Source organism: Paraburkholderia phenazinium (assembly GCF_900141745.1).
In the GTDB taxonomy this organism is placed as follows: domain Bacteria; phylum Pseudomonadota; class Gammaproteobacteria; order Burkholderiales; family Burkholderiaceae; genus Paraburkholderia; species Paraburkholderia phenazinium_B.
In genome coordinates, this window is sequence record NZ_FSRM01000002.1 from 1,093,693 (window position 1) to 1,109,486 (window position 15,794).

General features: G+C 61.2%; 16 protein-coding genes and 1 pseudogene. 13 read left to right on the plus strand and 4 right to left on the minus strand.

Features of this window, described 5'->3' with window-relative positions; all coding sequences use genetic code 11:
- Positions 1-63 precede the first annotated feature (63 nt).
- A complete protein-coding gene (locus BUS06_RS25010) occupies positions 64-1,791 on the minus strand; it encodes a methyl-accepting chemotaxis protein (RefSeq protein ID WP_074267094.1) in 1,728 nt (575 codons plus the stop codon).
- A 98-nt stretch (positions 1,792-1,889) separates the two neighbouring features.
- Here BUS06_RS25010 and BUS06_RS38710 point away from each other — a divergent pair, with 98 nt between their 5' ends.
- The 12 genes and pseudogenes from BUS06_RS38710 to BUS06_RS25070 all read left to right on the plus strand — a co-directional run bounded on the left by BUS06_RS38710 (position 1,890) and on the right by BUS06_RS25070 (position 12,197).
- Positions 1,890-2,411, plus strand: coding sequence for a hypothetical protein (locus BUS06_RS38710; protein ID WP_367946969.1), 522 nt, complete (start codon positions 1,890-1,892; stop codon positions 2,409-2,411).
- 45 nt (positions 2,412-2,456) lie between these two features.
- Positions 2,457-3,089, plus strand: a complete 633-nt coding sequence (locus BUS06_RS25020; RefSeq protein ID WP_074267095.1) for a response regulator — start codon at positions 2,457-2,459, stop codon at positions 3,087-3,089.
- A 702-nt stretch (positions 3,090-3,791) separates the two neighbouring features.
- A pseudogene (locus BUS06_RS38345) lies at positions 3,792-4,469 on the plus strand (sensor histidine kinase); the annotation flags it as partial.
- A 380-nt stretch (positions 4,470-4,849) separates the two neighbouring features.
- Complete coding sequence (locus BUS06_RS25030) at positions 4,850-5,194, plus strand: hypothetical protein (protein WP_074267096.1); 345 nt, start codon at positions 4,850-4,852, stop codon at positions 5,192-5,194.
- 251 nt (positions 5,195-5,445) lie between these two features.
- Positions 5,446-6,036, plus strand: a complete 591-nt coding sequence (locus BUS06_RS25035; protein WP_074267097.1) for a GNAT family N-acetyltransferase — start codon at positions 5,446-5,448, stop codon at positions 6,034-6,036.
- A 132-nt stretch (positions 6,037-6,168) separates the two neighbouring features.
- Positions 6,169-6,747, plus strand: coding sequence for an RNA polymerase sigma factor (locus tag BUS06_RS25040; protein WP_074267098.1), 579 nt, complete (start codon positions 6,169-6,171; stop codon positions 6,745-6,747).
- 11 nt (positions 6,748-6,758) lie between these two features.
- The gene (locus tag BUS06_RS25045; RefSeq protein ID WP_074267099.1) at positions 6,759-7,088 is read left to right on the plus strand and encodes a hypothetical protein; all 330 of its coding nucleotides are present in this window, start codon (positions 6,759-6,761) and stop codon (positions 7,086-7,088) included.
- The gene (locus BUS06_RS25050; protein ID WP_074267100.1) at positions 7,085-7,396 is read left to right on the plus strand and encodes a 4Fe-4S dicluster domain-containing protein; all 312 of its coding nucleotides are present in this window, start codon (positions 7,085-7,087) and stop codon (positions 7,394-7,396) included. The genes BUS06_RS25045 and BUS06_RS25050 overlap by 4 nt, the downstream gene beginning before the upstream one ends.
- A gap of 81 nt (positions 7,397-7,477) precedes the next feature.
- Positions 7,478-8,194: a dienelactone hydrolase family protein gene (locus tag BUS06_RS25055; RefSeq protein WP_074267101.1), complete on the plus strand. Its 717-nt coding sequence runs from the start codon at positions 7,478-7,480 to the stop codon at positions 8,192-8,194.
- 377 nt (positions 8,195-8,571) lie between these two features.
- Positions 8,572-9,615 (plus strand): phosphogluconate dehydrogenase (NAD(+)-dependent, decarboxylating), encoded by a 1,044-nt coding sequence (gnd, locus tag BUS06_RS25060; RefSeq protein WP_074267102.1) that lies wholly within the window; start codon positions 8,572-8,574, stop codon positions 9,613-9,615.
- A gap of 118 nt (positions 9,616-9,733) precedes the next feature.
- The gene (locus BUS06_RS25065; RefSeq protein ID WP_074267103.1) at positions 9,734-10,780 is read left to right on the plus strand and encodes a phytoene/squalene synthase family protein; all 1,047 of its coding nucleotides are present in this window, start codon (positions 9,734-9,736) and stop codon (positions 10,778-10,780) included.
- Positions 10,781-10,895: 115 nt separating this feature from the next.
- Entirely contained in the window at positions 10,896-12,197 is a 1,302-nt protein-coding gene (locus tag BUS06_RS25070) for a UDP-N-acetylglucosamine 1-carboxyvinyltransferase (RefSeq protein ID WP_074267104.1), read from the plus strand.
- 76 nt (positions 12,198-12,273) lie between these two features.
- Here BUS06_RS25070 and BUS06_RS25075 read toward each other — a convergent pair whose 3' ends face one another.
- The 3 genes from BUS06_RS25075 to BUS06_RS25085 all read right to left on the minus strand — a co-directional run bounded on the left by BUS06_RS25075 (position 12,274) and on the right by BUS06_RS25085 (position 14,637).
- On the minus strand, positions 12,274-12,828 hold the full coding sequence (locus tag BUS06_RS25075; protein WP_074267105.1) for a hypothetical protein: 555 nt from the start codon (positions 12,826-12,828) through the stop codon (positions 12,274-12,276).
- A 257-nt stretch (positions 12,829-13,085) separates the two neighbouring features.
- The gene (locus BUS06_RS25080) at positions 13,086-14,159 is read right to left on the minus strand and encodes an asparaginase (RefSeq protein ID WP_074267106.1); all 1,074 of its coding nucleotides are present in this window, start codon (positions 14,157-14,159) and stop codon (positions 13,086-13,088) included.
- A 220-nt stretch (positions 14,160-14,379) separates the two neighbouring features.
- A complete protein-coding gene (locus BUS06_RS25085) occupies positions 14,380-14,637 on the minus strand; it encodes a hypothetical protein (RefSeq protein WP_143787652.1) in 258 nt (85 codons plus the stop codon).
- A gap of 254 nt (positions 14,638-14,891) precedes the next feature.
- Between BUS06_RS25085 and BUS06_RS25090 the strand changes: the two genes are divergently transcribed.
- Positions 14,892-15,710, plus strand: coding sequence for an IclR family transcriptional regulator (locus BUS06_RS25090; protein WP_074267108.1), 819 nt, complete (start codon positions 14,892-14,894; stop codon positions 15,708-15,710).
- Positions 15,711-15,794: the final 84 nt, after the last annotated feature.

Sequence of the window (15,794 nt, forward strand, 5' to 3'; positions counted from 1 at the left end):
CGCACGACGCCGCTAAAGGTTCTGGCGCTTTACGAGGGCTATACCAGAACCTGAGAGAACGGTTTAGAAGGTCGCCCAGTCCGCATCCGCCATGGCGGCGCCTGCCGTGTCCGGGTGTTTGTCTGCAGTAGCGGGGCGATCATCTGCCAATCTTGCGGGCGTTGCCCGATGCCTGGTGACAACGCGTGAAGGCGCCGGGCGAGCCCTGGTTTGCGGAATCGTCCTGATCGGCGCGGATGTCCCGGTGTCGGTGAGCTTGAATGCCGAGACCGCATCCTTCAGCCTGTTAGCCTGCTCTTCGAGCGACTGGGCCGCCGCTGCCGCCTGTTCGACGAGCGCTGCATTCTGCTGAGTGACTTCGTCCATCTGGCCTACAGCCTGGTTCACCTGTTCGATACCACGGCTTTGCTCTTCGGATGCGGCCGTGATCTCGCCGACAATGTCTGAAACCTGCTTGATCGCCTGCTTGACCTGTCCCATGGTCGTGCTGACTTCGGTCGCCTGCTTCGCGCCGTCCTGAATCATCGTGACGGATGAACTGATCAGTTCCTTGATTTCCTTCGCTGCTGCAGCCGAGCGTTGAGCCAGACTACGCACTTCGCTGGCGACTACGGCAAAGCCCCGGCCCTGTTCGCCGGCGCGTGCAGCCTCGACGGCTGCGTTCAACGCCAGGATGTTGGTCTGGAAAGCAATGCCTTCAATGACTCCGGTAATCTCGGAGATCTTGGTCGAACTGCTGCTGATCTGGCCGATGGTGCCGACCATTGTCTGCACAGAGTCGTTGCCGGTATCGGCCATGTCCGTGGCCCGGGTTGCCAAGGTGTTCGCCTGGCGTGCATTGTCCGCGTTCTGCTTTACCGTTTCGGTCAACTGCGTCATGCTCGCCGCCGTTTCTTCGAGCGACGCCGCCTGTTCTTCCGTGCGCGAAGAAAGATCGGTGTTGCCGCTCGCTATTTCTCGCGCCGCCACGCTGACCGATTCGGTGGACGTCTTGATTCCGCGTACGGTATTGCTAAGATTCCGGTCCATTTTGCCGAGCGCGTCGAGAAGCTCACCGAATTCGCCGCGTGAGTCGCTCTCGATGCGGTTGTCCAATTGCCCGTCGGCGATGTGGTTTGCTGCGTCGATCGCTTTTCGGAGAGGTCGCAAGATCACGCGCAACAGATAGACCGAGACGCCAATTGCAACGACGAGACCAATACCCACCAGGACGATGGCGATCGACAGCAATGTTCTATACAACGACTCGCCGTCCTCGGAGTACTGCTTCGCTTCCTCTACGTTGATCTGCGAGTCATCCCTGAGCAGGCCGGCGACCGCATCGGCCGCGTCGGCGCTCCGGTTGATCACGTCGCCGGCGGCATCGAAGTTGCCTGCCTTGAAATCCGAAAGGGCTTCGTTGGTCTGCGCCTGCAAGTCCTTCAGGCCACTCGCGATCTGGTCTGCAACCGCACGTTCCTTGTCGCCGGATACGCCTGCCGGATAGTATGAGGACCACTGCTTGTCGATAATGGCCAGATCGGCCTCGACGCTCGTGGCGTTTTTCGCTACATTTTCAGGCGACCTGGCCACCTGCATGCGCCGAAGCTTGGCGCGGATATCCAGCTCCGCGGCGCGCACATCCGAAAGCTGGGCGATCGGGAGCACGGCGGTGGAGAAGGTATCACTCATGTTCGAGTTCAATCTGGCCAGTCCGTTTGCGCCGGACAAGCCGACCGCGATATTCACGGCGACGCATGCGCCAAGCGACACGATGATCTTGAACCTGATGGTGTGGACGAACTTGTTCACTTCATTTCCTGTAAGAAATCACTTCGAATTCCGCAGCGTTTCATTCGACATCAAGGCGTCTGCTGATCCAGCAAGTCTCTACGGGTATACGGTTTCAAATGATCGAAGCTAAAGGGCTTTTCGCGTCAGGCGTTGCTGGAATTCTTGTAGGGATTTTCCTCCTAAGGATTTCCTTACCTCCGGTTCAGCGTCCCCGTCGCGCAATTTCCACGCTTCCTGACTGCGCCGGTCGGGCCCACCGCCTAGTATCAGTTATCGAAAACCAATCAGTGGTGGCGATCATGATTTCTCGCCTGTCCGAACGTGAAAATGCGCTTGAGCATATCAACGCGATTTGCCTGCGCCTGTTTGATATCTGGTGCCAGCGTCGAAGCACGACCGCGCTGACTTATCTGCTGCACTGCTGGCCGCTCATGGATAGCCGGCCTGCGACAGTCCGGCGTCTCCACAAGACGCTATCGGAACTGCGCAGGACGCACCTTGAAACGATCGACGCCGAGACTGAGCAGGCGCTGTTCGAACTGGCAGACTGGACAGACGAAATTCTGCAGGACGCACCATTGCCGGATCGCAGCCTGCCAATGGCTAACAGGGAACTCGTGCACGCAATCTCGGGTTAAGGTCAAGCTGACCGGACATATTCCGCCGGCTGGCGGATCAAATTGATGATAAAAATATTGATTGCGGATGACCACGCGATTGTGCGCGGGGGATTGAAACAGATTATCGCTACCACCGACGATATCGTCGTGACCGGAGAAGCGGCGCAAGGCTCTGAAGTGGTCGACAAGCTGCGCATCTGCGAAGTAGACCTGCTGCTGCTGGACATGACGATGCCAGGCATCAGCGGCGTTGATCTGATCCGGCGGGTGCGCGTCGAGCAGCCTGCGTTGCCGGTGCTGGTGCTGAGCATCCACAACGAGGCGCAGGTCGTATCGCGTGCTCTGCGTGCCGGTGCGACGGGCTATGTGACGAAAGACAGCGACCCCGATGTGCTGCTTGCCGCGATTCGCAAGCTGGCTGCGGGCGGTCGATTTATCGACCCGAAGCTGGTCGACGCGATCATCTTCGAGACGCACTCGGGCGACGCGCCGCCGCATGAAGTTCTGTCCGACCGCGAATTTCAGGTGCTGCAGATGCTGGCCGCAGGCACAAGCATCAACGAGATTGCCGAGACCCTCGCGCTGAGCGCGAAAACCATCAGCACGCACAAGATGCGGCTCATGCAAAAGCTCGGTCTCGCCAACAATGCGGAATTGATTCTTTATACGGTCAGACACGGACTCGCTGCTAAATAAGCGGGTTCGCGCGTAGCGCGCGGCACGGGGTGTGCGTTTCGTGGAGCCGGTACTCAAGGGTAGCAATGCGCCCTAAGCCGGCACCTCCGCCATATCCCGGTGTTTCTCGCGAAGAATGGTCAAGCAACAGAATTCAATCGGGCCACCTCCACTGGCCGTGAAGGGCCGGGCATGAAACGGCTCGTGGATATCCCACAGTACCGACTGGTCGAGCGCTTGCGTCGCAGCGTTGCGCTGCGGCTGTATGTCGTCGCCTTCGCGTTTGGCTGCATCGCGACCATGAGTTCGACTGCGCCACAGTTGTATCGTGATCACCGCACTGGCGTCGAGTTCGCGCGCGCGGCGGCGAAACTCTTCGCGATCCAGGGTGCCGGCATCTTTTCGGTGGCGTTGCTGGTGGCCTGCGCGGCGGATCGACTTATCGTGCGGCATCTGCGCGTAATTGCGCTAGCGGCCCGCAGCGGAGACTATCGCGAAGCGCCACGCCCGAGCCCGCTCGCGCTTGCACGCCGCCGCACCACGACGCTCGACGAACTCGACCGTGTCGTGTTGGCCCTCAACGCATTGAGCACGCACCTCTATTGCTCGCATCTGATCCGCGATGAACTCGAGGCGCGCGTAGCTCAACTCGCTACACAACTCGCTCGGGCAAAGGATGATCTGAGCGCACAGACGGATGAGCGCGTGCGTACCAGGGCGAATCAACAGGAACTGCTCGAGTCGCGCGAGAAATTACGTGAGTTCGGCGCGTACATGGAAGCGACGCGCGAAGACGAGAGAAAACGCATTGCCCTGGAAATACACGACGAGTTGGGGCAACTGCTGACGGCGCTAAAGATGGACGTGTCGTTGCTGAAGATGCGTTTGAGCGCACCGGATCTGCTCGAGAAAGTGGCCGACATGCACGTGCTCGTCGACCGGACGATCTGGATGGTGCGCAACGTCGCCAATCATTTGCGCCCTGCCGCACTCAATTTCGGTCTTGCCTCGGCACTCGAATGGCTTGCCGAAGATTTCGCGCGGCGCAACACGATACCGTGTCTGTTTCGTATGAACGGCAGCGAGCCGGTGCTTCCCGAAGCGCATGCAACCGCAGTGTTTCGCGTCGTTCAGGAATCGCTCACTAACGTGGGCCGCCATGCCCGGGCTTCGCACGTCCATGTCACGCTCACGCGCACCGAACGTGGCTTCGATCTGCACGTCAACGATGACGGCTGCGGATTCGAGCCGGAGACGGCGCGCAACGGCTATTCGTATGGACTTTTGAGCATGAGCGAACGTGCCCGTCTGATTGGGGCTTCATTGCGGATCGACAGCGCGCCGGGTGCGGGCACCACGGTGTCGGTGAACGTTCCACTCCACGTTGGAAGGCTCACATGACCGGCAGAATATCAAATACGCATATTGTTAAATCGAAGTAGGCATTTCCTGATTTGCAGTAAGGATATCCCGAATCATATTTCCGCTTATATGAAGATTTCCCAATTTAACTCGTAAAATTCGCCATATTGCATATTATTGGCTTAAGAGTTGTACTGGTTCGTCGTAAACATGATCGTGGAGTCAGGGCCTGCCAGAGGGCTTGGCATATGGGATCGACCGGGTAGGGCCATTTTGCATTGCAGCCTTCCCGATAGGCAATTGGGATATACGGTAAAAAATACCGAAATCATTGATTCGATTATGTAACAGTTGAATCGATTTTGCCGGTGAACGTATGTTTTATAGAAACAGTTTCATCTTGATGGGGAATCAGCAGCATGCAAGACAGACGAGAGATCGATCCAGCTTCGCCCGGAGATAACGGGCTGGTCGAGCCCACGCAGGGGCAGCAAGGCGACGACGAGTTGATTGATCTGCTTGCCACCTTGTCCAAAACCAACGGCAACGCGGTGATCCAGCAAGGCGCACGGATTGCGGTGATCGGCGAATTGCTGGCGGCGTTGCTGAGTCACCTGCCCCAAACGATGCGTAACGAAGTCGACAAGTCATTCCGTGACAGGGTCGAATTCCTGTTGTCGCTGGCCGACGATAGCCGTTTGCCGGAACAGTATCAGTCGGCGCTGCTCACCGAAGTCAATCGCTACCTGTATGCAAGTAAATAGCGTGCAGCGTCCAGCTGCATGGCTTTCTCATCTCCCGTCTAATTGACACTCCCCTCGAAGCTTCTGCGTGCGCGTTAGGCGATATGGCACGGCGCTCCCCCGCGCAAAGCTTGCGTGGAGTGTGCCGACTGAAGACTCGAAGATTCCGTGTTTTCCTCGACGAATGGGGCGACACCGCGCGCAAGTGCAAGTTCGCCGATCCGTTTCCAGAGTGGTCACACTGAAGAGGAACAGGTTGATATCCTGTGCGGATGACCGCACCCTTCCCCAATCTGCACCTCCCTGCGACGGCGCGCCTCCAGCTCCGTCCGCTCGACGTTTCCGACGCGCAGCGCATCTTTGAAATCTGGTCCGATCCGGAAGTGATGCGCTTCTACGACGTGGCGCCGCTGACCCGCTTCGAACAGGCCGAGCACGTGGTGGCGAGGCTCATGCAGGACACGGCTGAACAAACGGGCATCCGCTGGGCGATCGTGTCCACGAACGACGGATGCGTCATCGGGACCTGCGGATTCCGGCTCAACTTCGCGTTCCGATCGGCAAGTCTCGGCTTCGAACTGGAGCGCCGGTACTGGCGTCAGGGCTTGATGCGCGAAGCGCTCGATGCCGCAATCACCTACGCCTACGATCAGCTCGCGATGAACCGCGTCCAGGCGACAACGGACCTGGACAATCACGCGTCAGCGGGGCTGCTGGCAAGCCTGGGGTTTGTCGAAGAAGGCGTAATGCGGCAATGGGGCTACTGGAAAGACGCGTTTCACGACGTGCGTCTGCTGTCGCTGATCAAGTCGGATCGTCGCGAGTGCTGCCAGTCGGCGCAGACCTCTACCAACGGCCGGTGACCGGCTAACCGCTCAGCCGCCTGAGCGGGCCAGCACATAGGCTTGCGGGACCTATAAACCCCGGCTCGCGCCAAAAAACACATTATTTTCTGCCCGCCACAATATTCCCGCTCCCAAGTCGTCTACAGACGTATGGAAACGCCGCCGCCCCCGGACCCGATGCTCGAACGAGACAACGACCTCACTGCAACCATTTTGCGTGAGCGTACGCGGCTTGGGCATTTCATCCGGCGCCGGGTGCGTGATCCGAGCGACGCGGAAGACATCTTGCAGGACGTCTTTCATGAGTTCGTGCAGGCCTACCGGCTGCCCGCGCCGATCGAACAGGCCAGCGCCTGGCTGTTCCGCGTGGCGCGCAACCGCATCATCGACGTGTTTCGCAAGAGGCGGGAACTGCCGTTGGTCGAAGCCACCGCAGAGCCGGATGACGAAAGCGAATACCGGCTCGACCTTGCGCTGCCGTCACAGGATGCCGGCCCGGAGGCGGCCTATGCGCGGTCGGTGCTGCTCGATGCGCTACAAGCCGCGCTCGACGAACTGCCGGCCAATCAGCGCGACGTTTTTGTCGCGCACGAGCTCGAAGGGCGCAGCTTCAAGGAACTGGCTGGCGAGAGCGGCGTCAGCGTGAACACGCTGCTCGCACGCAAGCGTTATGCGGTGCTGCATCTGCGTGCCAGCCTGCAAGCCGTGTATGACGAACTGGAAATTTAAAGGAGCAGGTGATGAGATTCAAAGTGAGATGCTTCGGCAAAGCACTGCTGGCCCTGGTGGCGATCGCGGTGCTTGGATGGATCGTGATGTCGCTATGGAATTGGGTGATCCCAGCGATATTCGTCGGCGGCCGTTCGATTGATTTTCTGCACGCGATAGGTTTGCTGGTGCTGAGCCGCATCCTGTTCGGCGGGTTCCGCGGCCGTGGCGGCTGGCACGGCGGTGGACGCGGACATTGGCGCCGCTGGGAGCGCATGACGCCGGAGGAACGCGAGAATTTTCTCAAGGGCTTCTCGCCCCGGGACCGCAGGGCGCAGTCGCAGGAGGACAACCCATCGTGAGCAAGACATCGACAGCTGCCGCCTGCAAGCAGGCACCGGGCGTGATTGCGCCGGTGGTCGACTTCAGGCGTTGCGAAGGGAAGGGCGATTGCGCGGTGGTTTGCCCTGAGAACGTGTTCGAGATTCGTAAGATCGACGCTGAAGATTACAATCAGTTAGGTATGTTGAATAAATTCAAGCTGCGGGTGCACGGTCTGAAGGTCGCTTATACGCCGAATGCGGATGCATGCCGTTCCTGCGGGTTGTGCGTGACGGCTTGCCCGGAGCGGGCTATTACACTGGCGCGGGTGAAGCGACGTGAATTGTGACATTCGCAACCTGCACCGCCCGCCAGCGTCCCCGCACGACAAACGCTATGCTATGCGTTTCGCCCAACCGAGGACCGCTCGATGACACATTCACCAGGATCCATGATTACCTTCCGCCGTCCCGATGGAAAGGATGTTGAAGGTTATCTCGCCAAGCCGCAGAACCCCGTAGGTGCTCCCGCCATTGTTGTGATTCAGGAATGGTGGGGCTTGAACGACCAGATTCGCGGCGTGGCCGACCGCCTTGCGCAAGCCGGCTATCTGGCGCTCGTTCCCGATCTCTACCGCGGCAAGATGACGGTCGAGAAGGAAGAAGCGCACCATTTGATGAGCGGCCTCGACTTCGGCGACGCCGCTTCCCAGGATATTCGCGGCGCCGTTGAATACCTGAAGCAACACGCGGACCGTGTGGCCGTCACCGGCTTTTGCATGGGCGGCGCGCTGACGCTGCTGGCGCTCGGCCAGATTCCCGAATTGTCCGCCGGGGTGGTGTGGTACGGCTGCCCGCCGCTCGACTACATCCAGGCTGACAACATCAAGGTGCCGGTGCAAGCGCACTGGGCTACGCAAGACGCGTTTTTCCCGCCCGATGCGGTCGAGGCGGTCGAAGCCAAGCTGCGCAACGCGAAAGTGGATCTCGAGTCGTACCACTACCAGGCCCACCACGCGTTTGCCAACGAGACGGCGGTCGGACCCGGCCGTATCGCGGAGACCCAGTACGATCCGGTCTGGGCTCAACTGGCCTGGGACCGCGCTCTGACTTTCTTTGGCCGCACGCTATGGCCGCAGAAGGCTTAAGCTAGTCCAACTTTCGGCGGCGGCGAGCCGCATCATTCTTCAGCACGCTCGCCGCAGCATTGAACGCCTTCCGTCCTCCCCCTGTCTCACTGTTGCGCTGACCCGCAATCCGGCGCATTGCGTCTTCTTGGCGCATAGGCATCCCCGGCAAGAACTGCGGCGCGCCAGACTTCTGCCGGGAATCGTTCGGAAAAAGATTCCCTGCAAAAGCGGCAAGTGACGACTAACGTACTACGGTACGACCGCGCAGAATCCCCGTTTTCGCATGTGAGCTTCGTTGCCTCGTAACGCAGCGCATACAGCGGCGGTTCTGCTTCACAACTGCTTGAACGACCGCGGCAGCAGCCAGCGCGGTATCGCAACGTAAGGAGTGAGAGATGCAGCTAGGCATGATTGGATTGGGGCGCATGGGCGCCGACATGGTGCGGCGTCTGACCGCCGGTGGTCAGACCTGCGTGGTCTACGACGTAGCGCCGGCGGCGGTGGAGAAACTCAAGCAGAGTGGCAGCGGCATCGAGGGAGCCTCGTCCCTCGAAGATCTGGTCAAGCAACTGGCGAAGCCACGCGCCGTCTGGTTGATGGTGCCGGCCGCGGTGGTCGATTCGACGCTGGCGAAACTGACGCCCTTGCTCGAGCCGGGCGACATCGTGATCGACGGCGGCAACTCGTTCTATCACGACGACATTCGCCGCGGCAATGAACTCGGTAGCAAGAAGCTTCACTATGTGGACGTCGGAACGAGCGGCGGCGTGTTCGGCCGCGAACGCGGCTATTGCCTGATGATCGGTGGCGAGACGCCGATCGTCGAACATCTCGCGCCGATTTTCTCGACGCTGGCGCCGGGACCGGGCGCGGCCGTCCCGACACCGGGACGTCCCAAGGACGCGGGTACGGCGGATCAGGGCTATCTGCATTGTGGGCCGCAAGGCGCCGGCCACTTCGTCAAGATGGTTCACAACGGCATCGAATACGGGATCATGGCGGCTTACGCGGAGGGCTTGAACATCCTCCACAACGCAAACGCCGGCAAAAAGACTGCGGAAATCGATGCGGAAACTTCGCCGCTGCACGGCCCGGAGTTCTATCAGTACGACCTGAATTTGCCGGAAATCACGGAGGTCTGGCGCCGCGGCAGCGTGATCGGCTCATGGTTGCTCGATCTGACCGCTGCATCGCTGGTCGGCGACGCAGGCCTTGAACAGTACTCTGGGCGCGTGTCGGACTCGGGCGAGGGGCGTTGGACCGTTAACGCGGCGATCGACGAAGGCGTGCCGGTGCCCGTGCTGAGCGCGGCCCTGTTCGCCCGCTTCAGTTCGCGCGGCGAGGCGGATTTTGCTAACCGTGTGCTGTCGGCAATGCGGCACGATTTCGGCGGCCATATGGAAAAGGCAGCCGCCAAGACCGGCAAGCCGATCGCGTAAGAAACCGGCGCCCGCCGCGAGGCCAGCAGGCCTGCGCGGCGGCGCCGACGGGTCGGTCGCGTTTTGCAGGATACAATTCGGCAGCGCCCAAATTGTCCCAAACCGACCTGATCCATTCATGCTGAATCCTACCCGGACCTATCTCCTGGGTCCGCTGCTAAAGGGCGTTTCTCGCTCCTTTTACCTCACGCTGCGTATCTTGCCTGCTGGAATGCGCGACCCAATCGGCCTCGCGTATCTGCTCGCGCGCGCCGCCGATACGATCGCGGACACCTCGCTGATTCCGCCGGAGCAACGTCTGGAGCTGCTGCTGTCGCTGCGTGCTCAGGTCAACGGCGCGGCTGACGAAGGCACGTTTTTGCAGCGGATGTCCGTCGAAGTGGCGGGCCAGCAGACGCAATCGGATGAGAAGGTGTTGCTCGAATCGCTCGGACCGGCGCTCGCCATTCTGTCGCAGTTGAACGAGTCGGATCGCGCGGCCGTACGCGAGATTGTCTCGACGCTAACGGAAGGCATGGAGTTCGACCTGCGCACGTTCCCGGACGAGCGTTCCGGCCAGATTGTCGCGCTTGAGCATGTCTCGGAGCTGGATCGTTACACCTATCTGGTCGCGGGCTGCGTGGGCGAGTTCTGGACCCGGATGACATACGCGCACCTGCCGGGGACGCTTAAAGCCGAGCCCGAAACGATGCTCGCACGCGGAGTCCGGTTTGGCAAAGCGCTGCAGATGACCAACGTGCTGCGCGATTGCGGCAAGGATCTGCGGATCGGCCGCTGCTACCTTCCCACCGAAATGCTGGATCGCTTCGGCCTCGCGCCGCAGGACCTGCTGGAGCCCGGCAATTCGGTCCGCGCGCAACCGTTGCTATTCGAACTCGTGCGGATGTCGTTGGCACACTTCCGCGAGGCCGTCGACTACACGCTGGCGATCCCGCGCCTGTCCATTCGCTTGCGCCTGGCGTGTCTGTGGCCGGTGCTGATCGGTCTGGAGACGTTGCTCCTGCTGGTTCAAAACGAGGCGTGGCTCGATCCGGCGAAGGTCTCCAAGATCCAGCGCAGCAAGGTGTATGAGGTGATCGGATATTCGACGGCGCTAGCGGCCTCGAATAGCGCGCTGCGCCGCTGGACTGGGAGCCTGATTGAGCGGATCGAGGCGCGCCTGTAAAGCTGACAAGGCCAAACCGGCCTTTGCAGAAAATCACGTTTTCCGGTCAAGCGTGCGCGCTCGCGCGGTGGCATGATATCGACCTCACGTCCCCTTCCATACGCCTGCGCCGAACATGTCGAACCTGATCGTTCATGGCGGTCTCCCGCTCCGCGGCGAGATCGAGCCATCCGCCAACAAAAATGCCGTCCTGCCGATCCTCTGCGCCACGCTGCTGACCAATCAGCCCTTGCGTCTGATCGGCGTCCCCGAGATTACCGACGTCAAGAAGATCCTCGAGATTTTCCGCACGCTCGGCAGCGAAGTGTCGATGGATTTCCAGACCGGCATTCTCGAGCTGCATCATCACGCCACCACGTTCGATCCTGTTACGCACAAGCTGCCGGAGGAGATGCGTTCGTCGATCATGCTCGTGCCGCCCTTGCTGGCCCGTTTCGGCGTGGCGCGTCTCGAGAACGACGTGAAGGGTTGTACGCTCGGCGTGCGCGAGATCGATCCGCACGTCGAGGTGTTCGAGCGCTTCGGCGCGCGGGTGACGCGCACGGCCGAGTCGCTGATCGTGCGTGCCGACTCGCAGATGAGCGCGAATCACCACTGGCTGGATTACGCGTCGGTCACCACCACCGAGAACTTCGTGCTGTGCGCTGCGTCGGCAAGCGGCACGTCGACGCTCGTGAATGCCGCGTCCGAGCCGCACGTGCAGGAGTTTTGCCGTTTCCTCGCAATGCTGGGCGTCGAGATTGACGGCATCGGCACATCGCGCCTGAGCGTTTCGGGCGGCGGCAAACTGGGCGGCGGCGAATTCCGCTTCAGCGAGGATTTCCACGAAATTGCCACGTTTCTTGCACTGGGCGCGATCACCGGCGGCGACATCGTAGTCAGGAATACCGCGCCCGAGCAGTTTCCGCTGATCGACCGGACGTTCGCCAAGTTCGGCGTGGACGTGGTCCATCGTGACGGCTGGTCGCGTGCATTCCGTGAGGGTCCGTTGCGGGTGCGTCGGCCGTTCACACAGAACATTCTCACCAAGGTCGAAGCGGCGCCCTGGCCTTATCTGCCCGTGGATCTGCTGCCCATTTTCATCGCGCTCGGCGTCAAGGCCGAAGGCAGTGCGATGTTCTGGAACAAGGTCTATGACGGCGCAATGGGCTGGTCCGTCGAGCTTTCCAAGTTCGGCGCACACGTGTTCCTGTCCGACCCGCACCGCCTCATCACGTTTGGTGGCCTGCCGTTGACGCCGGCCAGGGTCGAAAGTCCGTACATCATTCGTGTCGCCATCGCACTGTTGATGGTCGCGGCGAGTATCGAGGGGCGCTCGGAAATCATGAACGCGTTGCCGATTCGGCGCGCGCATCCGCACTTCGTGGAAAACCTGCGCTCGGTAGGCGCAAACGTGGAATGGACCAGCAGCGAATAAGCATGCCGCTACTGCGCTGAGGGCCACTGGCCGACAATCACCGCCGCGTATCGTCACGCCCGGCTCGGCACCGATTTCATTGCACGGCGTAGCCCTTTCCCTGCATACAGCCGGCGTAGGCGCGCCAGTAGCGCGTCATTGGCGGCTCGGGCGGTGGCATTGGCGGCGGCTTAACCTCCGCCGCGGTTTGCGGGTCGCTGGCACCGCCTAATTGCGGGACGCCGTTCTTGTCGGTTTTCGGCATCGGTTCGCTCGCCTGCGCCGTGGTGGCCGGCGCGCCGCTGGCCGGCATCGCAGTGGCGGGCATGCCGGTAGCCGGTGAAGCGCCTGTGGTTGTCGCACTGGCCGACGCGAGGGATGTTCCGCTAGCAGGCAGCGGCGGTTGCGATACCACGCCGCCTCCGCCTATTCCGGGGGCGCCGGACGCGAGCTTGGGCGGCATTGCAGATTGCGCTTGCCGCGTGATGTTGACGTTGGTTTGACGGCTGGCCATGCCGTAGCACGTGGCGGCGTCGGCGTTCTGCTGCCAGGGGCTCTGGCTGCGAATCGGATAAACCACCGGCTGCCACGCCGAGGCGGCACCGCTCAGCGTGAGCAGCGTCAGGCCCATGATGGGTAGGGTGATTTTCATCGCGGAGCCTCCTGGTGCGGTCTCGCTGCAATCCGTGTCTGGATCCACTGCCCCAAGGGGCGTGTTGCGACGTGGACCCATCCCCCTATGCGGCTCGCGCTCGACCGGCGATAGATTTCAATCGAGCGTAACACCGTGCCCTGACGGCACGCGCTGCGAAATATCGGCTCTGTCGGCCATTCTGAAGCTCAATTAGGGCAGGGTGATCCCTCGCGTGGGTAGGGTTCATTGGGACGGCACGGCTGGCCGTTCAGCCCTTATTGCTTCGCGCTAACCGGTTCGAGCGCGACCGACAGCGCGAGACGCCCGGTTTCCACGCCCATCGTATTGCGCATGGGCGGCGCACGGAACGATTCGAGCTGGGCGCGCTGCGCAGCTGTGCCGATGTCGAGTTGCGTCAGCAACTGTGCCACCACGGCGTAAAGCACAGTCGTATTCCCGTCTTCGACTTTGACGGCGATTCCCAATGCGCCCTTGGCGCCAAGCCGCGCCGTCTGCTCGTTCGGCCGCACGCCGATGGCGTAGCTTGCCTCGGCGCCGAGCTTGCCGACCAGCGCCCCATCGAAGCTGCGCATGAGCGCGGTACAAAAACGTCCTTCGCCCGCGACCATTTCCGGGTACCGGGTCATCGCGCGGTAGATGCGCGCAAGCGCCGCGCTGCGCGCAGATGCTTCAGACGATTGAGCCGCCGCGTCGGCGAGCTTTGCGTAAAGCCGTGCGAGACGCTCGAGCGGGAAAGCGGGCGTGGGCAGATTGCAGCCGTCGACAGCCCACTGGACCGCCTCGTCGGGCAGATCGCAGACGTCGGCGACGGTGTGCTTCACGCGAAGCTGCAGCGGATGATCGGCCTTGTGATAGTCCTGCACGTCCGCGCCGATCGCCTGCGCGCCCGCGAGCATGCCGGCGTGCTTGCCGGAGCAGTTGCTGCATACCGCACCCGGCGTGAAATCGCGCTTGATCCACGACCGGTAAACGGCGTCGGATATAGGCGCATGGCCGCCGCAGCGCAGGTCGGCTTCGCTCGCATTGGCTTTCGCAATCATCTGCCGTGCGCGTTCAATATGCCGGTCCTCGCTATTGTGCGAGCCGCACATCAGCGCGAGGTCGGCCTCCTCGAAGCCGAAGCGTTCGAGCGCGCCGGTTTCGAGCACCGCCAACGCCTGCGCGGGCTTGGCTGCGGAACGTGCCAGCGTCATGCGCGAAGGGTCGCCAAATCCGTAGAGCAGACCGCCCTGCGCATCGACCACTGCCAGATGTGCAACATGCGTGTTTTCGATCGCGTCGCCACGGTAAGTCGTAGCCGCAACCGGCCCATTTACGCGCCCAGTCATTGATGTGCTCCTGATAATCATTGGAATGCAGCCGATTTTACTTTTTATATTGCGCAGACCAAACCGGACCGCGGCTTGAGGCCGAATTTCGCCATGTCATTAGCATGTCAGCAAATGGACGTAACAATGCCAGCGTGGCGTTGCAGTCTTCGTGGATACCCGATAATGGCGCGCGGATCGTACGATCAATCCGGGGTGACTTGCCGCAGATGTAGATGGCCTAGTCCGACAGGCCGGCAAGAATGCGGTCGATTTCGCCGAATTGTGCCGGCGACAATTGATGATTCTCCATGACGCTGCGCAGGCGCTTGCGCCAGTAAGCGCGCGGCAACCCGGACTGGTCGAGGTCGGACGCCGACAAGCGCCCAAGCACGAGTTTGATATGCGCGAGTTCGCTGTGGACGAGTTTCGCGGAGTGTGCGCCTGACATTTTCGACTGCCCGTCGATGCACAAGCCTTCTTCAGAGACTATTCCCATGGTCCTTGCCGCCGAGCTGTGTGACGCCGCGCAAAAAATCCCCGGAACGCGGCGCCTCTCGAATTCGGCCTCCTGTCGCTATTTTTGTGGCGAGGCGAGCCGCGAATCCGGAGCGCCAGATGCTGACCGATTAATCGTTCGGCACTACCGAACCACGTTCGGCGATAAGTTCATCTTAATTTCCGATTTAGTGACTGTCAATATGAGATGTGGGATGCTACCGGGTAGCTTCATCAACGGAATCAAAACAGAAAATGACAGATGCAGTTCAAACTGCTGAGGACCGATACGCGCTACGCAGTGTCAACCGCGCGCTCGATGTCCTGGAGGCCTTGGGGAAGGCTGCCAGCGAAGGTATGACAGTCGCTGGGGTCGCCGAACAGATCGGGGTGTCGAAGAGCACGGCGTTCGCGCTGCTGCAGACGCTCCTGATGCGCAATTTCGTGACCGACGTCCGCCTCGGGGGCTCGCGCCGCTACCGGTTGGGGCTTTCGCTCGTCTATCTCGGCGATCGCGCGGCGGAAGATATCGGCGTGTCGCAACTGGCCATGCCGGTGCTGCGTGAGCTCACCGAACTGACTGGACTGACGTCACGCCTCGCGATCCTCGATCAGGGCTACGCGGTCGCGATCAACCGCGTCGACGCGCCTGGCATTCTGCGGATCGCGTCGGCGCTTGGGCAGCGCGAATTGCCGCATTGCTCGGCGCTTGGCAAATCGCTGATGGCCCTGCTGCCGCCGGCAAGGGTGGTCAAACTGCTGGCGCAAACCGGCATGCCGCGCCGCACCGAATACACCCTCGTGACACCCGCCGAACTGATGAGCGACCTGATGCTGGTCGCCGAGCGCGGCTATGCCTTCGATAACGAAGAGGACAACATTGGTGTGGTGTGCATCGGCGCGGCCATTACCAATCGCGAAGGCGAGGGTGTCGCCGCGATCAGCGTGACCACGCTGAAAAGCGGTTTGAGCGATGAGGACCTGCATGAGTTGGGTCGGACGATCCGCAGGCATGCAGACCGCGTAAGCAAGATGCTGGGTGCCGAGGTGGATCCGGAAGTCTACGCGGTGTAAATAACCAGGCCACGACATCGAGCGTATTGCCCGGAGCGCGACACCGCAATCAGGGTGGGAGGGTTGCGCGCGTCAGGCTTCGGC